Here is an 18819-nt window from a genome sequence, read left to right as displayed (position 1 = left end):
CGTTTGTTCCTATTATTATAACGATTGCTCAGCCGTTTCCGCAACTGCCTTGACGGTCGCAAGCGCTTTGTTTAGATCTTCGTATATGATATTGCCGACAACGACCGTATCGCTGATTGCGGCCATTTCTTTGGCGCGCTCCACTGAATCGATGCCGCCGCCGTAAAACAGCCGTGTCTCCGACAGCACTGACGCGGTTTTTTGAACCAGTTCCGGATTGCCGAACATGCCGCTGTATTCCAGATAAAAGATGGGCAGCCGGAAAAAATGCTCCGCCATGCGTGCATATGCGAGCACGTCCTCTTCAGTCAAGGAAGCATCCGCCCCGGTCAATCGTGCCGCTTTGCAGTCCGGATTTAAAATGCAATAGCCTTCCGGAACGATCTCCGTCCAGTCCATGATCTCGCCGTATTCGCGGATCGCCTCGTGGTGAAGCCCTTTGATCCATTTCGGGTCGCTGCTGTTGAGCACTGTCGGGATGAAGTAATAATCGAAGCCCGGCGTAACCGATTCGACCGTCGACACTTCGAGCGCAACCGGCACCGAATAGCGGCGCACACGGGCCATCAACTCCAGGACATTGTCGAGTGTGACATCATCACTTCCGCCAATCAAGATGGCATCAGTCCCGGATTCACAAATTCGTTCCAAATGTCCATCTGAAATTTCTTTCGCAGGGTCTAATTTAAAGACATGCCGCCATGTTTGAAAGTCCACAGGTATTCTCCTAACTGTACTTTGGTTTTCATCTTTCCATTATAACAAAAGATCAGCCAACACTCCGTTCCCATCCATCCATAAATGAAGGATTTGGCGCATAAAAAAATGACCAGCACCGTTCGCTGGTCAGTCTTTTGGAAGTTCAATTTGTTTTTCCTCCGGATACAGCACATTGAGCATTTCCTCGTAAGCGTCGTTTCCGTAATTCAAGCAGCGGCGCACGCGGGAAATGGTCGCTGTGCTCGCGCCCGTTTCATTCTTGATTTTTTCGTAGGTCTTTTTCAAGCGCAGCATATGCGCCACTTCAAAGCGCTGCGATAACGATTGGATTTCACTGATCGTGCACAAATCATCAAAAAATCGATAGGCTTGTTCTTTATTTTCCAATGCCAGCACCGCTTCGATCAATTGATCGGTCTGCGGCCCTCTAATCTTATCAACTTGCATGCACATTCAACGTCCTTTCATTGCTCTTCGATTGATCCCGCTGCTACGGGCTATACTGAACCGCCTGGCCAATCCCCGGTGAATCGGGAATGATATGTACCCAGGTTTTGCCTTGCGTCAATTCGGCTGTTGCGTTTTCCCCGACCGGCACAAGCATGCCGTTTTCTGCGCGCCACGTGATTTCCTGCACGATTCCTTCACGGAACAATAATGCCCGCCCGCCGGAAGTGAGGTCAATTTCCTGGCGGCCTTTGGCATCGATCGTTTCATGCGCTGTTTCGATGACCAGCACATTGGCGACTTCGATCCGCTGCAACGTTTCCTTATCTGCAGTCGCGGTTCCGCCCGATGACCGGCCGTAAAGCTGCGACTCCGCATCATAAGTATAGGTGCTCGCAAACAGTGGGTCGCCACCGTAGGTTACTTCTATAGAAGCAGCTTGTTCTCCTAGTTTATCATTACTGCCCGGTGCAGAGAAAGTATAAGGTGCTTTCATGCTGTAATTGGTTGAAGCGCCGGTCATCTCCATCGCAAGTTCGATGTTTTCATAAGTGATATAGGAATTATGCGGCGCCACCCGGTCCAATGAACGCTTGAACAGTGTTCCGTCATATTGCATGCCGTTGATATGGTCGACCACTCCCGAATCGAGCAATTGCTTTGCTTCCGGGCTATAGCCATGCGCAACAAAAAATGCATCATACGCATCGGCGAGTTCAACAAAGTAATCGCGCGCACTGCGCACCGGCCCGATATTCACCGGAAACTGGCTTTGGTAAAGCGCCAAAAATCGCGTGATATTGTATTCGGCAATTAATTCAAATACCATATCCGCCTCCACCAAGCCCGTTTGCGGACGGGCGGCTGGATGATTATTGATGACCGCCATCACTGCCCGCCTGTCGTAAGGCCCATCTCCTTGCATTCCTGTGAACGGAGCCGTAGTGAGCACTTCCTCCGGCACTTCAGGCGCTTCCGGTGTTTCTGGATTTTCGGGTATTTCCCGCTCTCCGGCGTCTTCCCGTCCGGCCAGCCAAAAAGCCAAGACCGCTGCAACGATCAGCAAAGCAAGCAAGATCAGCCATTTTTTCATCCCTGTCACCTCATGAATGCCGGGAATAAGATGGTTTTATTCATCACATCATATATCCCTTTTTGGGTTATGCGGACGTACGGCAAATGCGTCGCCATCAAGAACAATAAGGTATAGACAGCGTCGCCGTGTTCATAGCCGCGCTCTTTCAATGCCTTCTTCAACGCGCTTTCCTGTTCCATCAGCGGCTCCATCGGCAATTCGGACATAATGCCGCCAATAGGAAGCGGCAATTCGCAAACCGTCTCGCCGCCTTCAACTAAGACGATCCCGCCCTTGAGGCGTTTCACCTCTTCAAACGCTTTCCACATGTCTTTACGGCTTTTGCCGATCAACACAATGTCTCCCGTATTCGTATAGGATGAAGCAAAACCGTCGACTTCTGTCGCGAAGCCTTTGATCAATGTATTGACCCGCCATTTGCCGTTCCGGTCGATCAGCATCAGGAAGCTTTCGCCGTGTTCTTTCGACAAGCGTTCCACGTTCGTGTCGACACTCACGGAATAGGGCTTGGTGATGACATCGTTGACCATTTCCACGCCGAACGGCATCGAAAACTGGAAATCGTCATCGGTCAAATCGAAATCGAGGTCCAATTCCGGCAGCACCGACCAATCCACATCGTCGAGCGAACGTGTTTTCTGGCTGTCGCGCTTGAGCCAGACCCCTTTGGAAATGACGCCGCTCGGCACCGGGTTATCGATCGAATCGAGAATGTTCAAGTTTGCATAGCGCCCGGTTGCAATCAAGCCGTGCAAGCTCGTCAAGTTGTAATAACGCGCCACATTATAAGAAGCCATCATATAGGCATCGATCGCCGGAACGCCGGCGTCAAGCGCAATCTGGATGCACAAATCCATCACGCCGTCTTTATGGAAAACCGGCGTCGAGCCATCTGTCGTCATCATCAATTTATCGAACACATTCAATTCACGCTCGACAATCCCTGACAATAGTTCCGGCAAATCCGGGCGAATCGAAGAATGGCGAAGCGTCACGCCGTAGCCATGCAATAAGCGCATCTCCACTTCATCGACGGTCATCGCTTCATGGTCCCCATCAGCACCCAACAGCTTCATGCGCGCCAAAGTCTTCTCGGAAGCTCCCGGGAAATGCCCTTCGATTTTTTTTAAGCTGATTTTCGCTTTTTGGATCCAGTACAGCATCTGGTCATCGCCAGCCAAGAGTTTCGGCCAGCCCGTCAATTCGCCTCCAAGGATGACGTCCGGGCGCTCGAGCCACTCACCGACCGCTTTGGACGTAAATTTCTGGTCTTCCCCGACAAGTTCTGTCTGCGAATCGAACCGCGTCCACCAATAAAATGTGAACGGCAGCTCGGCCATATGGTCAAGCAATGTAAACGCTTTCTCGTTTTCCAACGCTAAAAATAATGGCAAGTTGTCCGAGATGAATCCGGTAGTTCCGCCTTGTGCAGCATAATCGGCGAATTGCTGCGGGTTGTAAAGTTGATAGGGATGCACATGCGGCTCGATATAGCCAGGCACGACCCATTTGCCGCTGACATCGACGACTTCAGTTGAATCATCGACTTTCGGCATGTCTTGCCCTGCATAAATAATACGATCCCCATTAATCCATATATTTCCATTCATCCATTTTTTAAATATCCCATGCAGATATGTGGCATTCGTCAGCACAAGATCCGGCGACAATTCTTTCGACACAATCTTTAATTGTTTCCGTATTTCTGTATTTCTCCATAAAGGGTTTACCATCCGAAGGCACCTGCTCTCTTTTCAATATCCATACATCGTATACTAGCATAATTATGCATTTTTTTACAGAGAAGGACACGAAAATGCTCCTCTCTTTTGCTGCATCGGACATAAAAAATCCACGTCTCAGTGACGTGGATTTTGTTTATTTATTGACCGGATTGCTGAAAGGCTTCAGGATATCCTGCTGGTCTTGTTCTTTTCTCGTTAAGACATTAGAAACCGGATCATATGATTCGCCGTAGAAGTGTTCGTCTTTATACGTATGGATGTCTTCATACATTTTCTTCATCGCTTCGAAGATTTCTTCTTCGGTTTCACCGTTCGGTGCCCAATAAAGAATTTCCATCGAATTTTCTTCGCCTGTCGCCAGTGAACGTCGGCAATAACCGATTGACGAGGCATGTTCGAATCCTTCGCGTGCATAAAAGCGCAAGCGTTTTTCAGAATCCGTGTCTTCGTAATCGACCGGCTCGACTTCCAAAATGATCGGCTTGTTCTTGTCCTTGAGCATTTGCAAGGTTTTCTTGCCGATGCCCATGCCGCGCGATTCTTTCGACACGAATAAATAGTCGACGAACGAGAAGCTCGGGAATTCCGCATACATCAAGACGTGATACGGACCCTCGTCTTTGTAGTAGACACTGCCTTTTTCCTTCAGCAAAGTGTCCATATGCTCTTTCGATTTCATTTCCTCCACAGGGAAATATTGATTCAGTTTTTCATACCAGTTCATCATTTTTGCTCCTTCCGAGTTTGAATGCCCTGCTGGTTTTGTTGGTTCCGGGGTAGTGATGGGTAAAAATTGGAGTTTAGTAAAAGAGGTAAAAGTGGGCTTTTGAAAATCCTCTGCGGCAAGGTGCCGCATAAACAAATGGCACAGTTTCATGATGAAATTGTGCCATTCTATTATAACAATTATTCACTTATATTGCACGCCAGCCGATATCTGTGCGGTAAAAGAAACCGTCCCAGTCCAATTTCCCGAGCGCTTGATAGACAGTCGTCTGAGCGTCTTTTAATGTCTCCCCGCTGCCTGCGACAAGCAGCACACGGCCGCCATTTGCTGTAAAGCGGCCTTCTGAGAGCTTCGTCCCGGCATGGGTCACCGTCACTCCCTGCAACTCAACAAGCTCCGGCAAGACCGCACCTTTTCCCACAGTTCCCGGATAGCCGTCCGCTGCAATGACCACACCAAGCACGGGGCGAGCGTCCCATTCAAGCTCCATTTCCCCGCCGTCCAAAATGGCCGCGATAAATGCCCCGAGGTCGGTTTTCAGGCGCGGCAAGACCACTTGCGTTTCCGGGTCGCCGAAACGCGCATTGAATTCGATCACTTTCGGGCCACCAGCCGTCAAGATGATGCCGGCGTATAAAATCCCATTGAACGGGGTCCCTTCGCTGCTCATTGCTTCTACCGTCGGGCGGACAATTTTTTCGAAAGTCTCATCCACGACGGACTGCGGAATTTGCGGTACCGGCGAGTATGCACCCATGCCGCCCGTATTCGGCCCCTTATCGCCATCAAACGCGCGCTTATGGTCTTGTGAGATGACCATCGGATAGATCTTGCCATCCTGGACGAACGACATAAAGGAAAATTCCTCACCGTCCAAAAATTCCTCGATGACGACAGTCGATCCCGAGTCGCCGAATTTCTGGCCGTCGAGCATGTCCTTTACCGCATCGATCGCTTCCTGCTCGCTTAATGCGACGACGACGCCTTTTCCGGCTGCAAGACCGTCTGCCTTAATGACGATCGGCGCACCTTTTTGCTTGATGTATTTGATAGCTTTCTCAGTATCCGAAAAACTTTCATAAGCTGCGGTCGGGATATCATATTTCTTCATCAATTCCTTGGCGAACGCCTTGCTGCCTTCGATGCGCGCCGCTGCTTTATCTGGGCCGAAAATCTTCAAGCCGCGTGCTTCAAAGAAATCGACGATGCCTTCAGACAACGGCTGTTCCGGACCGACGAATGTAAAGGCGATGTCGTTATCCTTAGCAAAAGCTGCCAAAGCTTCAAAATCCGTTTCGTTGAGGTCAATAAGTTGTGCGTCTTGCGTCATGCCGTCATTGCCAGGCGCCACATAAACTCTCGAGACCGATGGCGAGAGGGCGAATTGATGGGCAAGCGCGTGTTCGCGCCCCCCTTTACCGATAACCAATACGTTCATAGCCGTGCACCTCCGATTAATGTTTGAAATGGCGGACGCCTGTAAAGACCATCGCGATGCCGTGCGCGTTCGCTGCATCGATCGACTCCTGGTCTTTTTTCGAACCACCCGGCTGGATGATCGCTTTGATGCCGGCTTTCGCGGCCGCTTCCACCGTATCGGACATCGGGAAGAAAGCATCAGATGCCATCGCTGCGCCTTGCGCTTTGTCCGCTGCCTGCTCGAGTGCAATGGCAGCTGCCCCCACGCGGTTCATCTGTCCCGCGCCTACGCCTAAAGTCATCGACTCGTCGCATACGACGATGGCGTTCGATTTCACGTGTTTCACGACGCTCCAGCCAAGTTTCAAAGCTTCAAGTTCTTGTTCTGTTGGCTGTCTTTCCGTTACGACGCGAATGTCTGCATCTTCATAGCCGAATGTATCCGGCTCCTGGACGAGCAAGCCGCCTTCGACTGTGACCGTATTCCACTTGTCGCGGCGTTTCGTTTCAAACGGCACCGTCAACAAGCGGATGTTTTTCTTTTTGCCGAGTTCTTCAAGTGCTTCTTCTGTAAATGCCGGCGCGATGACGATCTCAAGGAAAATCTGCGACAATTGCTCAGCAGTTTCCAAATCGACTTCACGGTTCAAGGCGACGATGCCCCCGAAAATCGATGTCGAGTCTGCCTCATACGCTTTTTGGAAAGATTGGGCAAGCGTTTCTCCTGTCCCGACGCCGCACGGGTTCATATGCTTCACTGCGACACTTGCCGGCATCGTGAATTCCTTAATGATCTGCAGTGCGGCGTTAGCGTCTTGAATATTATTATAAGAAAGCTCTTTACCGTGCAATTGCGTGGCATGTGCAATCGAGAAATCCGAACCGAGCGCGCTCTTGTAGAACGCTGCTTTTTGGTGCGGGTTTTCCCCGTAGCGCAGCGCTTGGGACAATTCATATGTAAGGGTCAATTGTTCCGGATACTGTTCATCCGTCAATTCCGTTAAGTAGTTGGAAATATAAGCATCGTACGCCGCGGTATGGCGGAATACTTTCGCTGCCAGTTTCCGGCGCAGCTCGGGGCTCGTTGTTTGCTGCACGCGCAGTTCCGCAAGCACCGCTTCGTAATCACTAGAATCGACGATCACCGTCACGTACGCATGGTTTTTCGCCGCCGAACGCAGCATCGTCGGGCCGCCGATATCGATGTTTTCGATAGCATCCTCCACTGTCACATCCGGTTTCGAAATCGTTTCGCGGAACGGGTACAAATTGACGCAGACAAACTCGATCGGCGCGATGCCGTTATCGTTCATTTGCTGCTGGTGTTCGCTATCGTCGTGTTTCGCCAGCAAACCGCCGTGGATCAGCGGGTGCAAAGTTTTCACGCGCCCCCCTAAAATTTCAGGGAATCCGGTCACTTCGTCCACTGCCGTCGTCGGAACGCCATTATCTTCCAGGTGCTTGCGCGTGCCGCCTGTCGACAAGATTTCTACGTCCATCTTCACTAATTCACGGGCAAACTCCAAAATGCCGGATTTGTCCGATACGCTCATCAATGCTCTTCTTCTCATGCATGGACCTCCTAAACCGACTGTTGCCGGCTGAATAATTGCTGCAAACTCTCAGGGTATAATTGGTGCTCGATTTCATGGATTTTGCGTTCTACTGTCTCGCGGTCTGCGCCGTCTACAGGAAATGAACGCTGTGCGATGATTGCCCCCGTATCCATGCCTTCGTCGACAAAATGAACGGTGACTCCAGCCACTTCCGCTCCGGCTTCTAGCGTCTGGCCGATGGCATCTTTTCCGGGAAACGCCGGCAGTACCGATGGATGGATATTGACGATGCGATTTTCATAAGCCCCGAGCAAAACCGGGCCGATCAAGCGCATAAATCCGGCAAGCACCAGCCATTCGACACCCGCTTTATCTAATTTTTCCACCAGCATCGATTCATATGCCTGTTTGGACGCATAATCACGCGGTATAAACGAAAATGCGGGCACTTCTGCCTGTTTCGCCCGTTCCAAAACAAACGCGGACGGCTTATCCGCCACGACCAGAACGATATCCGCATCCAGCCGCCCATCTTGTGTGGCTTCGAAAAGCGCTTGAAAATTAGAGCCGTTTCCAGAAGCGAAAACGGCCATTTTTGTTCTATTTTTCATGTAAAGTCCCGTCCTGACTGCCTTGGAACTGAACGCCCTCGATCTCTGTCACTTTACCGATCACATAGGCTTTGTCTCCACTCGCTTCGGCTGCCTGGATCGCTTGTTGTGCATCCGCTTCAGAAACAGCTACGGCAAATCCGATGCCCATATTGAACACGGAATACAGATCACGGTCTGCCAGTTCGCCTTTTGCTTTCAACAGGTCGAATACTGGAAGCACCGGCCAAGAGCCAAGCTCGATCTCAACGCCTAGCCCCTGTGGCATCATGCGTGGCAAGTTTTCGATAAACCCGCCGCCCGTGATATGCGCCATGCCGTGGACGTCCGCCTGTTTGCGGATCGATTGGACAGTCTTAGCATAAATTTTCGTCGGCTCGAGCAGCAAGGATTCGAGTGTGCCGAGCTCTTCAAAGCCCGCTACTTTCCCGTCCAACGAACCTTCCTGGTCGCCGAATAAAATATGGCGGACGAGCGAATAGCCGTTTGAGTGGATGCCGCTAGAGGCAAGCCCGACCAAGACATCTCCTGCCTGGATGCGCTCGCCTGTAACGATATCCGCTTTTTCCGCAGCACCGACCGCAAAGCCGGCGATGTCGTATTCATTCTCATCGTAAAGCCCCGGCATTTCAGCCGTTTCTCCGCCGATCAACGCCGCGCCTGCATCCACGCAGCCATCGGCGACGCCTTTGACGATTTGTTCGATCTTTTCGGGAACCGCTTTGCCGCAAGCGATATAATCGAGGAAAAACAAGGGTTCTGCACCTTGTGCAACGATGTCGTTGACACACATCGCGACGCAGTCGACACCGATTGTATCGTGCTTATCCGCCATGAAGGCCAGTTTCAGCTTGGTGCCGACACCGTCTGTTCCGGAGACGAGAACCGGTTGTTTCAAATTCAGCTCGGACAAATCGAACATGCCGCCGAACCCGCCGAATGCACCGAGCATTCCCGTACGGGCGGTGCGCTCGACATGCGATTTCATCCGCTTGACGGCTTCATAGCCCGCTTCGATATTGACGCCTGCTTTTTCATACGCTTTAGACACTTCGGTTCCCCCTATTTCACTTTTTCTTTTTCATGCGGCAAGACCGTATCCGGATAGATATTGGTCGGATATTCGCCTGTGAAACACGCCAAGCAATGGCCGCATTTCGAGCCTGGGTCGGTGCGCCCGATGTTTTGGACCATGCCATCGACCGACAAAAACGTCAGTGAATCCGCACCGATAATTTCACGCATTTCTTCTACTGTATTGTTTGCGGCGATCAATTCGCCGGATGTGCTGATATCGATACCGTAAAAACAAGGGTTCTTGATCGGCGGCGAGCTGATGACGACGTGAACTTCCGTCGCACCCGCTTCTTTCAATAAAGCGACGATGCGGCGGGATGTCGTGCCGCGGACGATCGAGTCATCGACCATGACGACACGTTTGCCGTTGACGACTTGGCGCACTGGAGACAGCTTCATCTTGACGCCGCGTTCGCGCATTTCCTGTGAAGGCTGGATGAATGTCCGGCCGACGTAACGGTTCTTGATCAGCCCTAGCTCATATGGAATGCCGCTTTGCTCAGAAAAACCGATCGCTGCGGAAATACTGGAATCTGGCACGCCCGTGACGACGTCCGCTTCGATATGGACTTCTTTCGCCAATTGCTTGCCGAGCCTTTTTCTCGCCGAATGGATATTGATGCCATCGATATCCGAATCCGGGCGCGAGAAATACACATACTCCATCGTACAGATCGAGCGTTCTTCCGGATAGGCAAAGCGTTCTTTGCGCATGCCGTCATCATTGACAATCAAAAATTCACCCGGTTCAACCGAATGGACAAATTCCGCCCCGACGATATCAAATGCACAGGTTTCAGAAGCGACAACCCAAGCATCGCCCATTTTCCCGACGGACAATGGACGCAAGCCGTTCGGGTCGAGCGCCACAAACATGGCTTCTTCCGTCAAAATCAAGCATGCAAACGCGCCTTTTAATAGCGACAAGGCATTTTTCGCTTTTTCTTCAAAGCTTTCATAACCGCTGCGCTTGATCAAATGGGCGAGCACTTCGGTATCGGATGTCGTTTGGAAAATACTTCCTTGACGCTCCAGATGCCCCTTTAATTGCGTCGCATTCACGAGATTTCCGTTATGCGAAATCGCCAAGCTGCCAGTTGTCGAATTGAACAGCAAAGGCTGGACATTTTCAATGCCGCTGCCTCCTGCTGTTGCATAGCGGACATGTCCGATTGCGGCAGTACCGGTGATCTGCTCCAATTTTTCCGGAGTGAACACTTCACTGACCATGCCTTCGCCTTTTAATGCCCGTAAAGCCTCGCCATCAGTCGAAACGATTCCTGCGCCTTCTTGGCCGCGGTGCTGCAAAGCATGAAGCCCATAATACGTGAGTTGCGCTGCGTTGGTGTGGCCCCAAATGCCAAAAATCCCACATTCTTCGTTTAAGCCTCTGATTTCAGCAAGCATGGTATAGCCCCTTTCCAGGCGGAGCGGAGCGTGTCGACCGATTCATCGATCCATACGGCTCCGTCTTCCCCTTTGACGATCATGCGATCACCCGTGACTTCACCGATTTTCCGTGCATCTGTAACCATATTCTCGAATGCTTCCGCCTGTTCAGCTGATACCGTCAGCAAAAAGCGTGACTGTGTTTCGCTGAAGAGCGCTGTCGTTTTTGAGCCTGTCAATGTCACTTCGACGCCAAGCCCATTGCCGAATGTTTTCTCAGCCAATGCGACTGCGACGCCGCCTTCTGCCGTATCGTGAGCCGACTGGACCAAGCCTTGCTGGATCGCAGAAAGAATCTGCGATTGGCGCTGTGCTTCGACTTCCAAATCGATCGACGGCGCTTTTCCGAAAATGCGGCCTTCCACCATTTTCTGCAATTCACTGCCGCCGAACTCCGTCATTGTGCCGCCGACGAGATACACGAAATCGCCTTGCTTTTTCGCGTCCTGCGTCGTTACATGTTTCAAATCTTCGACCAGCCCGACAAGCCCAATCGTCGGCGTCGGGTAAATCGCGGTGCCGCTCGTTTCATTGTATAAAGAGACGTTTCCGCCGATGACCGGCGCATTTAATTGAAGGCAAGCGGCAGACATGCCGTCCGCCGCTTTTTCCAATTGCCAAAAAATCTCCGGCTTTTCCGGGTTTCCGAAGTTCAAGCAATCGGTGATCGCAAGCGGGCGCCCGCCTGATACGACGACATTGCGCGCCGCTTCTGCGACAGCGATTTTGCCGCCCGTTTCAGGATCCAAATAGATATAGCGGGAGTTGCAATCCGTCGTCATCGCAAGGCCTTTATTCGTTCCGCGCACACGGATGACCGCAGCGTCAGAGCCTGGGGATACGACTGTGCTAGTACGCACTTGGTGATCGTATTGATTGTAAACCCACTCTTTTGAAGCAATAGTCGGCTGCTGCAACAGCGCCAAAAGCGTCGCCTGATGGTCTTCCACTTTCGGCTCTTCGTTCGGCAAGCTTTGGAATTCACGGTAATATTCCGGCACGCTTGATTTTTGGTGATAGACCGGCGCATCTTCTGCCAGTGCGTCAACCGGCACTTCCGCAACGATTTCGCCTTTATGCTTCAAGCGCAATGTGGAATCGTCCGTTACCCGTCCGACCGTAACGGCGTCAAGACCGTATTTTTCGAACAACTCGACGATTTCCGGTTCGCGCCCTTGTTTGACGACGATGAGCATGCGTTCCTGTGATTCCGACAGCATCATTTCGTAAGCCGTCATGCCCGTTTCGCGCTGCGGCACATGATCCAAATCCATCTCGATGCCGGATCCGGCTTTTGACGCCATTTCCGCTGAAGATGAAGTAAGTCCTGCAGCACCCATATCCTGTATGCCAATCAGCGCATCGGATTTGACCAATTCAAGGCAAGCTTCAAGGAGCAATTTCTCCATGAATGGGTCACCCACTTGAACAGCCGGGCGTTTCTCATCGGATGCGTCCGTCAATTCTTCTGAAGCGAAGGTCGCACCGTGGATACCGTCGCGCCCAGTTTTTGCGCCGACGTACATGACCGGATTGCCGGTTCCTTTAGCGACGCCTTTTTGAATATCTTTATGGTCAATCAAACCAACGCACATCGCATTAACGAGCGGGTTTCCATCATATGACGCATCGAATTGCACTTCGCCGCCCACGGTCGGGATGCCGATGCAATTGCCGTAACCAGCGATGCCTGCAACCACCTCTTCAAACAGATATTTCACACGCGGTGTTTCAAGTTCACCGAAGCGCAGTGAGTTCAATAATGCAACTGGACGTGCGCCCATCGAGAACACGTCGCGGATGATGCCGCCGACGCCTGTCGCTGCTCCTTGGTAAGGCTCAATGGCCGACGGGTGGTTATGGGATTCCATTTTGAAGACTGCTGCCTGGCCGTCGCCAATATCGACGATGCCGGCGCCTTCTCCTGGCCCCTGCAAGACATGGTCGCCTTTAGTCGGGAATTTCGACAATACCGGCTTGGAGTTTTTATAAGAACAATGCTCAGACCACATGACAGAAAACAAGCCTGTTTCCGTGTAATTCGGCGTTCTGCCCAGGATATCTTCGACCATTTTGAACTCAGCGTCCGACAAGCCCATCTGCTGGTAGATTTTCTGCTCTTTAATCTGTTGTGTGTTCGGCTCAAGCGTGACTGACATGTGATTCCCTCCACTGTTTGACGATTGATCTGAATAATGGCAAGCCGTCCGTTCCGCCAATCAAGTCGGAAACCGCACGTTCCGGATGCGGCATCATGCCAAGCACATTGCCGCGATCGTTGATGATGCCGGCAATATTATTGCGGCTGCCGTTGAAATCTTCGGCGTATGTGAAAACGATTTGGTTATTGTCTTTTAAATGCTGGTACGTCGCATCGTCGCAGTAATAATTGCCTTCCCCGTGCGCGACCGGAATGCGGATTTCTTCGCCTTCTTTGTATTCATTCGTGAATAAAGTATGGGCGTTCTCCACTTTTAAGCTGACCGTGCGGCAAGTGAATTTCAAATCTTTATTGCGCATCAGCATGCCTGGAAGCAAACCCGCTTCTGTGAGGATCTGGAATCCGTTGCAAATGCCGAGAACCGGCTTGCCGTCTTCCGCTGCTTTGCGCACTTCGTCCATGACGCCTGAAAAACGGGCAATCGCTCCTGCGCGCAAATAATCCCCGTATGAGAAACCGCCCGGAAGCAAGATTCCGTCATAGCCGCTTAAGTCTTGCGTATCATGCCAAACGTATTCCGCTTCTTCGCCGAGCTCATCCTTGATGGCGTGGTACATGTCCAAGTCACAATTCGACCCTGGGAAAACAATCACTGCAAATTTCATTGCGAGACAACCTCCTCGATTTCGTACCTGTAATCTTCAATCACCGTATTCGCAAGCATCCGGTTACAGAGTTCATCGACCAAAGCATCGACATCGCGCTCGCTGTCTCCAATAACAAGTTCCAAATATTTGCCGATTCGGACATCTTGAACCTCGTCATAGCCCATCTTATGGAGCGATCCCATCACAGCGGAACCTTGTGGATCGAGTACACTTTCACGCAATGTCACATACACTTTTACTTTTTTCATCAGTTTTGTCCTCCCAGTCGAGATAAAATGAGTTCATAAGCATCGGTCAAATTGCCAAGATTGCGGCGAAATACGTCTTTATCGAGTTTTTGTTTTGTTTCCTTATCCCACAACCTGCATGTGTCCGGTGAAATTTCGTCAGCCAATAGAATTTCTCCGTTTTCATCACGGCCGAATTCAATTTTGAAATCGACCAAATCAACGCCAATATCTTGGAAAAAGCCGATCAATACATCATTGATCTTCCGCGCTTTGTCTTTCAGTACAGCGACTTCCTGTTCCGTTGCAAGCTCAAGCATGGCGACATGATCATCCGTAATAAGTGGATCGCCCAGTTCATCGTCTTTCAGGTAAAACTCGACGACCGGCTTTTCGATCTCTTTGCCTTCCTCGATGCCAAGGCGTTTCGCCATGCTGCCGGCGACGATATTACGCACGACGACTTCGATAGGTACGATGCTCACTTCGCGCACCAATTGCTCGCTATCGGATAACTGCTTCACAAAATGTGAAGCGATGCCGTTTGCTTTCAATTTCTCAAACAGCAAAGAGGTGATTTGATTATTCAAGCGCCCTTTGCCTGAAATCTCTTCTTTCTTCTCTCCGTTGAACGCCGTGGCGGAATCTTTATATTCCACCCAAAGAATGCCTTGCTCATCCGTTTGATACAGACGCTTCGCTTTTCCTTCGTACAATAGCTGAGCTTTTTCCATGATTTGAAGCCTCCGTTTAATTTAATTCGAGACGGTTGAAGATCATATCGACTTGCTGCAAATGGTGGTTGTAATCAAAGCAATCATCCAGCTCTTCTTTTGTCAGCTGCGAGGTGATCGTGTCATTCGCTTCCACGACCTTGCGGAAAGAAGTCTGCGTTTCCCAAGCTTCCATTGCACACGGCTGAACTGTATCGTAGGCTGCTTCACGCGCCATTCCTTTATCAATCAGCGTAAGCAATACGCGCTGGGAATAAATCAATCCAAGAGTCGAATCCATATTGCGCTTCATGTTCTCCGGGAACACCGTCAAGTTTTTAACGATATTGCCGAAACGGTTGAGCATATAGTTTAAAGCAATCGTCGCATCCGGCAAGATGACGCGTTCAGCAGATGAATGCGAGATATCGCGTTCGTGCCATAGCGAGACGTTCTCATAAGCCGTCACCATATAGCCTCGGATAAGGCGTGCAAGGCCTGTCATGTTTTCAGAACCGATCGGGTTGCGTTTATGCGGCATCGCTGATGATCCTTTTTGCCCTTTCGCGAAAAACTCTTCGACTTCACGCGTTTCGGATTTCTGCAAACCGCGGATTTCCGTCGCGAATTTCTCAATTGAAGAAGCGATCAACGCGAGTGTGCTCATATACTGTGCATGGCGGTCGCGCTGCAATGTCTGTGTGGAAATGCGCGATGCAGCGATGCCTAGGTTTTTGCATACATACTCTTCAACGAACGGGTCGATATTGGCATATGTTCCGACCGCGCCGGACATTTTGCCCGTTTCGATCGACTTCGCTGCCGCTTCAAAACGCTCCAGGTTGCGCTTCATCTCTTCGTGCCAAAGCGCCAATTTCAAACCGAATGTTGTCGGCTCTGCATGAACCCCGTGTGTGCGGCCCATCATGACCGTCATTTTATGTTCTTTCGCTTTGACAGCCAAAATGTCGATAAAGTTCGTTAAGTCTTTGCGCAAGATTTCATTCGCCTGCTTCAACAGATAAGAAAGTGCCGTATCGACAACATCCGTCGACGTCAATCCGTAATGAACCCATTTGCGCTCTTCCCCAAGCGTCTCGGAAACAGCACGTGTGAACGCAACCACATCGTGGCGGGTCTCTTCTTCAATCTCTAGGATACGATCGACTGAAAACCCTGCATTCTCGCGGATTGTGGCCACGTCTTCTTTTGGAATATCGCCGATTTCTGCCCAAGCTTCACATGCAAGGATCTCCACTTCCAACCAAGCCTGGTATTTATTTTCTTCTGTCCAAATGGCACCCATTTCCGGGCGTGTATAACGTGCGATCATAATCTATTTCCTCCAATTATTCCGGCCAAATGCCGGATGCGTCGATTTCGTTTAATGTTTGGTTTATATCATCGGTCAAAATGGTCACATGCCCCATTTTGCGTTTATGTTTTGCTTCGTCCTTGCCGTATAAATGAATCGACCAGTCCGGATAATGTGCGATTTTCGTCGTGAGCGGCGCCACATGTTCTCCGAGCACATTGACCATGACAGCCGTACTCCAAAGCTTCGGTTTTCTTAACGGCCATCCGCAAATGGCGCGGACGTGCTGGTGGAACTGGGAGATGTTCGTCGCTTCGATTGAATAATGACCTGAATTATGAGGGCGCGGTGCCAGTTCGTTGACCAGGATCTCTCCATTTGGCAACACAAACATTTCAACCGCAAGCGTTCCAATCATTTGCAGATGCTCCGCAATTGCTTCCGCTGCCTGTTTCGCTTTTGTTAGCGTCTCTTCACTAACTCGCGCTGGAACGATGGTTTGATGAAGAATATGGTTTTTATGGATATTCTCCCCAACCGGCAATATAGCCGTTTCGCCTAATGTATTGCGCTGGATGACAACGGATATTTCCATCGTAAAATCGATAAACGCTTCTGCCACACAATCCCCGTTTTGGAACAGGGCTTCCGCCTCTACTAACTGCTCCGCATTTTCTACAATCTGTTGGCCTTTGCCGTCATACCCGCCTCTTGCGGTTTTGACGACGAATGGATATTCCAGAACGGCAATGCGCTCCTTCAACTCAGCAAATGTAGAAGCTTCTATATAATCCGCTACTGGCACACCTGCTTCCCGAATGGCCTTTTTCTCGAAAATCCGGTTTTGCGTGACGCCGATCAACTCAGCCCCTTGAGGCACATAAGCGATTTCAGTGAGGTGGCGAAGCCCATCCACATCAATGTTTTCAAACTCATAGGTAATGACATCACTGACCTCTGCCAGTTCTTCCAACGCTTCCGAATCATTGAAGGGGGCCACAATTTGGATATCTGCGACTTGGCCGGTTGGTGAATCCATGCCTGGGTCCAAAACCGCAATTTTAAATCCTGCTTCCTTAGCTGCCAGCGCCATCATGCGGCCTAATTGCCCGCCGCCGATAATACCGATCGTCTGTCCCGGTAAAATTGTTCTCGTCACACCAAATCACCTGAACTTTCCAAAACGGCTTCGGCAGTCCGCGTGCGTCTATTTTCTAAGGCTTGCGCCGCTTCTTTGTCAACCGTCCCAAGAATTTGGGCAGCTAAGAGTCCGGCATTGATCGCGCCCGCTTTTCCGATTGCTACAGTTGCGACAGGCACCCCGCCGGGCATCTGGACAATCGACAATAATGAATCCATCCCGTTCAAGGCTTTTGACTGCACTGGAACACCGATAACCGGTAAAGTGGTTTTTGCCGCCACCATTCCAGGTAGATGAGCGGCACCTCCAGCTCCTGCAATGATCACAAGCAAACCTTTACCGCGTGCCTCTTCTGCATAACTGAACATTAAATCCGGTGTCCGGTGGGCCGATATCACTTTTTTTTCGTAGCCAATCTTTAATTCGTCCAGAACGTCGCAAGCATGTTTCATCGTTTCCCAATCGCTCGAGCTTCCCATAATAATGCCGATTCGCGGATTCATTCAATAACCTCTCTTTCAAAAGTAAAAAGCCCTCAAATAAACTGCTCACATGACGTGAAAAGCAGTTTACTTAAGGACTTTGATTCAACGAAAACATACGTGATGGCATAAAAAAGCACATCCTCCGTTTTAAGTACCATAAGTTGCTTTCCCGCATAGTCCGGACATTTACGGTGTCCTGGTAGAGACGCAGAAGCCAATTCTTCTGCATATATGGGGTTTCCTTATTAATCATAACAAGATGGCGCTAGTGCGTCAACGATAAAGTCGAACGATAAATAAAAGCTCCCTTTCATCGTTCGTGTTTTTTACCCATCATCTGTTAATTTTCGATTTTATTCCCTTTAAACTTGATAATCTGGCGCACCGGTACCGGTTCTCCATTAATTTCTTCGAATAAGGGCTCTTCTTTTCGCCCAACAGCCATATAACCTTCTTGTTTCATCCGGTTTAGGCAGTCTTCCATTGTTTCATGCTCCTGCACTTCAAACCAGATTGTCTTTTTACTCATTTAAATAATCTACCTCTTTTCACTTGTTTTACCCAGAACCCGCCATGAATCGTTTTCGGTTCATACGCGATAATAAACGCTTTAGGATCTATATCTTGAATGGTTTTATATAATTTCAATTCCATCTTCCGCGGGGTCAAGATCTGCATAGCTTGCCGGCCGCCGTCTCTTCCGTTCGCATCCCAATCTGTTACACCATAACCTTGTTCACGCAACTTGCGGGGAAGATAATCACTTTCATCGTTGCTAATAACATTGACCGTTATATATCCAAGAGCCATTTTCTCCTCGATTTTGGAACCAATTACTACCCCCGATCCATAGCCAATCGCGTAAGCAATCAAGTTCTGAATCTGATCCAGATTATCCAACACTAAGCCAAGTCCTACTATATATATAACCACTTCGATCATGCTGACAAGCGCCGCTAAATAACGGAATCCTTTGAGGGTCATAATCATACGCACAGTAAAGAAGGTGACATAGACTATATTGATTGAAAATATTATGAGAACCATTAACCACGGATTAATATCCAATTTCTGCACCCTTTCCTTCGCAATTAAATTTCATATTAGGTCAATCAAAGTACGAATGCAAGAGGGAATATGCCTTGTTTCAAGAAAAATAAAAATGATTTCAAAGAAAAAAAAGCCGCTACCGGAATGAACCGGTAACGGCCTTTCAATTTGCCCAGCGACGTCCTACTCTCACAGGGGGAAACCCCCAACTA

19 protein-coding genes and 1 riboswitch are annotated in these 18819 nt (G+C 50.0%); all 19 genes read right to left on the bottom strand.

Features of this window, described 5'->3' with window-relative positions; translation table 11 throughout:
- Nucleotides 1-15: 15 nt before the first annotated feature.
- The 19 genes from pcrB to AB9R92_RS00690 all read right to left on the bottom strand — a co-directional run bounded on the left by pcrB (nucleotide 16) and on the right by AB9R92_RS00690 (nucleotide 18604).
- Nucleotides 16-717, bottom strand: coding sequence for a heptaprenylglyceryl phosphate synthase (pcrB, locus tag AB9R92_RS00780; RefSeq protein ID WP_370667656.1), 702 nt, complete (start codon nucleotides 715-717; stop codon nucleotides 16-18).
- Between the two features lie 129 nt (nucleotides 718-846).
- Nucleotides 847-1167 carry a YerC/YecD family TrpR-related protein gene (locus AB9R92_RS00775; protein WP_370667655.1) on the bottom strand — a complete coding sequence of 107 codons (321 nt, stop codon included), beginning with the start codon at nucleotides 1165-1167 and terminating at the stop codon, nucleotides 847-849.
- A gap of 43 nt (nucleotides 1168-1210) precedes the next feature.
- Entirely contained in the window at nucleotides 1211-2260 is a 1050-nt protein-coding gene (locus tag AB9R92_RS00770; protein WP_370667654.1) for a DUF3048 domain-containing protein, read from the bottom strand.
- Nucleotides 2261-2265: 5 nt separating this feature from the next.
- The gene (locus AB9R92_RS00765; RefSeq protein ID WP_370667653.1) at nucleotides 2266-3996 is read right to left on the bottom strand and encodes an adenine deaminase C-terminal domain-containing protein; all 1731 of its coding nucleotides are present in this window, start codon (nucleotides 3994-3996) and stop codon (nucleotides 2266-2268) included.
- 145 nt (nucleotides 3997-4141) lie between these two features.
- Nucleotides 4142-4732 carry a GNAT family N-acetyltransferase gene (locus AB9R92_RS00760; RefSeq protein WP_370667718.1) on the bottom strand — a complete coding sequence of 197 codons (591 nt, stop codon included), beginning with the start codon at nucleotides 4730-4732 and terminating at the stop codon, nucleotides 4142-4144.
- Nucleotides 4733-4922: 190 nt separating this feature from the next.
- A complete protein-coding gene (purD, locus tag AB9R92_RS00755) occupies nucleotides 4923-6173 on the bottom strand; it encodes a phosphoribosylamine--glycine ligase (RefSeq protein ID WP_370667652.1) in 1251 nt (416 codons plus the stop codon).
- Between the two features lie 16 nt (nucleotides 6174-6189).
- Nucleotides 6190-7725: a bifunctional phosphoribosylaminoimidazolecarboxamide formyltransferase/IMP cyclohydrolase gene (purH, locus tag AB9R92_RS00750; RefSeq protein WP_370667651.1), complete on the bottom strand. Its 1536-nt coding sequence runs from the start codon at nucleotides 7723-7725 to the stop codon at nucleotides 6190-6192.
- 11 nt (nucleotides 7726-7736) lie between these two features.
- Nucleotides 7737-8321, bottom strand: a complete 585-nt coding sequence (gene purN / locus AB9R92_RS00745; protein ID WP_370667650.1) for a phosphoribosylglycinamide formyltransferase — start codon at nucleotides 8319-8321, stop codon at nucleotides 7737-7739.
- On the bottom strand, nucleotides 8311-9372 hold the full coding sequence (gene purM / locus AB9R92_RS00740; RefSeq protein ID WP_370667649.1) for a phosphoribosylformylglycinamidine cyclo-ligase: 1062 nt from the start codon (nucleotides 9370-9372) through the stop codon (nucleotides 8311-8313). The genes purN and purM overlap by 11 nt, the downstream gene beginning before the upstream one ends.
- An 11-nt stretch (nucleotides 9373-9383) precedes the next feature.
- A complete protein-coding gene (purF, locus tag AB9R92_RS00735) occupies nucleotides 9384-10805 on the bottom strand; it encodes an amidophosphoribosyltransferase (protein ID WP_370667648.1) in 1422 nt (473 codons plus the stop codon).
- Nucleotides 10781-13006 carry a phosphoribosylformylglycinamidine synthase subunit PurL gene (purL, locus tag AB9R92_RS00730; RefSeq protein WP_370667647.1) on the bottom strand — a complete coding sequence of 742 codons (2226 nt, stop codon included), beginning with the start codon at nucleotides 13004-13006 and terminating at the stop codon, nucleotides 10781-10783. The genes purF and purL overlap by 25 nt, the downstream gene beginning before the upstream one ends.
- Nucleotides 12990-13673, bottom strand: a complete 684-nt coding sequence (gene purQ / locus AB9R92_RS00725; RefSeq protein WP_370667646.1) for a phosphoribosylformylglycinamidine synthase subunit PurQ — start codon at nucleotides 13671-13673, stop codon at nucleotides 12990-12992. Before purQ ends, purL begins: the two co-directional genes overlap by 17 nt.
- Nucleotides 13670-13924, bottom strand: a complete 255-nt coding sequence (gene purS / locus AB9R92_RS00720) for a phosphoribosylformylglycinamidine synthase subunit PurS (protein ID WP_058381411.1) — start codon at nucleotides 13922-13924, stop codon at nucleotides 13670-13672. Before purS ends, purQ begins: the two co-directional genes overlap by 4 nt.
- Nucleotides 13924-14637, bottom strand: coding sequence for a phosphoribosylaminoimidazolesuccinocarboxamide synthase (gene purC / locus AB9R92_RS00715; RefSeq protein ID WP_370667645.1), 714 nt, complete (start codon nucleotides 14635-14637; stop codon nucleotides 13924-13926). The genes purS and purC overlap by 1 nt, the downstream gene beginning before the upstream one ends.
- Nucleotides 14638-14653: 16 nt before the next feature.
- On the bottom strand, nucleotides 14654-15949 hold the full coding sequence (purB, locus tag AB9R92_RS00710) for an adenylosuccinate lyase (RefSeq protein ID WP_370667644.1): 1296 nt from the start codon (nucleotides 15947-15949) through the stop codon (nucleotides 14654-14656).
- Nucleotides 15950-15965: 16 nt separating this feature from the next.
- Nucleotides 15966-17090, bottom strand: coding sequence for a 5-(carboxyamino)imidazole ribonucleotide synthase (purK, locus tag AB9R92_RS00705; RefSeq protein ID WP_370667643.1), 1125 nt, complete (start codon nucleotides 17088-17090; stop codon nucleotides 15966-15968).
- On the bottom strand, nucleotides 17087-17575 hold the full coding sequence (gene purE, locus AB9R92_RS00700) for a 5-(carboxyamino)imidazole ribonucleotide mutase (protein ID WP_370667642.1): 489 nt from the start codon (nucleotides 17573-17575) through the stop codon (nucleotides 17087-17089). Before purE ends, purK begins: the two co-directional genes overlap by 4 nt.
- Nucleotides 17576-17711: 136 nt before the next feature.
- Nucleotides 17712-17812, bottom strand: a riboswitch (purine riboswitch).
- Between the two features lie 85 nt (nucleotides 17813-17897).
- A complete protein-coding gene (locus AB9R92_RS00695) occupies nucleotides 17898-18086 on the bottom strand; it encodes an NETI motif-containing protein (RefSeq protein WP_370667641.1) in 189 nt (62 codons plus the stop codon).
- On the bottom strand, nucleotides 18083-18604 hold the full coding sequence (locus tag AB9R92_RS00690) for a DUF2179 domain-containing protein (RefSeq protein WP_370667716.1): 522 nt from the start codon (nucleotides 18602-18604) through the stop codon (nucleotides 18083-18085). Before AB9R92_RS00690 ends, AB9R92_RS00695 begins: the two co-directional genes overlap by 4 nt.
- Nucleotides 18605-18819 lie beyond the last annotated feature (215 nt).

The sequence above is a fragment of the Planococcus sp. SSTMD024 genome, assembly GCF_041320495.1.
Lineage (GTDB): Bacteria > Bacillota > Bacilli > Bacillales_A > Planococcaceae > Planococcus.
This window is presented reverse-complemented; position numbering and strand designations above follow the sequence as displayed.

What these genes read in the sequence shown, in the direction of transcription:
- AB9R92_RS00775 (WP_370667655.1), bottom strand. Translation starts at nt 1,167, where the DNA reads ATGCAAGTTGATAAGATTAGAGGGCCGCAGACCGATCAATTGATCGAA.
- AB9R92_RS00770 (WP_370667654.1), bottom strand. Translation starts at nt 2,260, where the DNA reads ATGAAAAAATGGCTGATCTTGCTTGCTTTGCTGATCGTTGCAGCGGTC.
- AB9R92_RS00765 (WP_370667653.1), bottom strand. Translation starts at nt 3,996, where the DNA reads ATGGTAAACCCTTTATGGAGAAATACAGAAATACGGAAACAATTAAAG.
- AB9R92_RS00760 (WP_370667718.1), bottom strand. Translation starts at nt 4,732, where the DNA reads ATGAACTGGTATGAAAAACTGAATCAATATTTCCCTGTGGAGGAAATG.
- purD (WP_370667652.1), bottom strand. Translation starts at nt 6,173, where the DNA reads ATGAACGTATTGGTTATCGGTAAAGGGGGGCGCGAACACGCGCTTGCC.
- purH (WP_370667651.1), bottom strand. Translation starts at nt 7,725, where the DNA reads ATGAGAAGAAGAGCATTGATGAGCGTATCGGACAAATCCGGCATTTTG.
- purN (WP_370667650.1), bottom strand. Translation starts at nt 8,321, where the DNA reads ATGAAAAATAGAACAAAAATGGCCGTTTTCGCTTCTGGAAACGGCTCT.
- purF (WP_370667648.1), bottom strand. Translation starts at nt 10,805, where the DNA reads ATGCTTGCTGAAATCAGAGGCTTAAACGAAGAATGTGGGATTTTTGGC.
- purL (WP_370667647.1), bottom strand. Translation starts at nt 13,006, where the DNA reads ATGTCAGTCACGCTTGAGCCGAACACACAACAGATTAAAGAGCAGAAA.
- purQ (WP_370667646.1), bottom strand. Translation starts at nt 13,673, where the DNA reads ATGAAATTTGCAGTGATTGTTTTCCCAGGGTCGAATTGTGACTTGGAC.
- purS (WP_058381411.1), bottom strand. Translation starts at nt 13,924, where the DNA reads ATGAAAAAAGTAAAAGTGTATGTGACATTGCGTGAAAGTGTACTCGAT.
- purC (WP_370667645.1), bottom strand. Translation starts at nt 14,637, where the DNA reads ATGGAAAAAGCTCAGCTATTGTACGAAGGAAAAGCGAAGCGTCTGTAT.
- purB (WP_370667644.1), bottom strand. Translation starts at nt 15,949, where the DNA reads ATGATCGCACGTTATACACGCCCGGAAATGGGTGCCATTTGGACAGAA.
- purE (WP_370667642.1), bottom strand. Translation starts at nt 17,575, where the DNA reads ATGAATCCGCGAATCGGCATTATTATGGGAAGCTCGAGCGATTGGGAA.
- AB9R92_RS00695 (WP_370667641.1), bottom strand. Translation starts at nt 18,086, where the DNA reads ATGAGTAAAAAGACAATCTGGTTTGAAGTGCAGGAGCATGAAACAATG.
- AB9R92_RS00690 (WP_370667716.1), bottom strand. Translation starts at nt 18,604, where the DNA reads ATGGTTCTCATAATATTTTCAATCAATATAGTCTATGTCACCTTCTTT.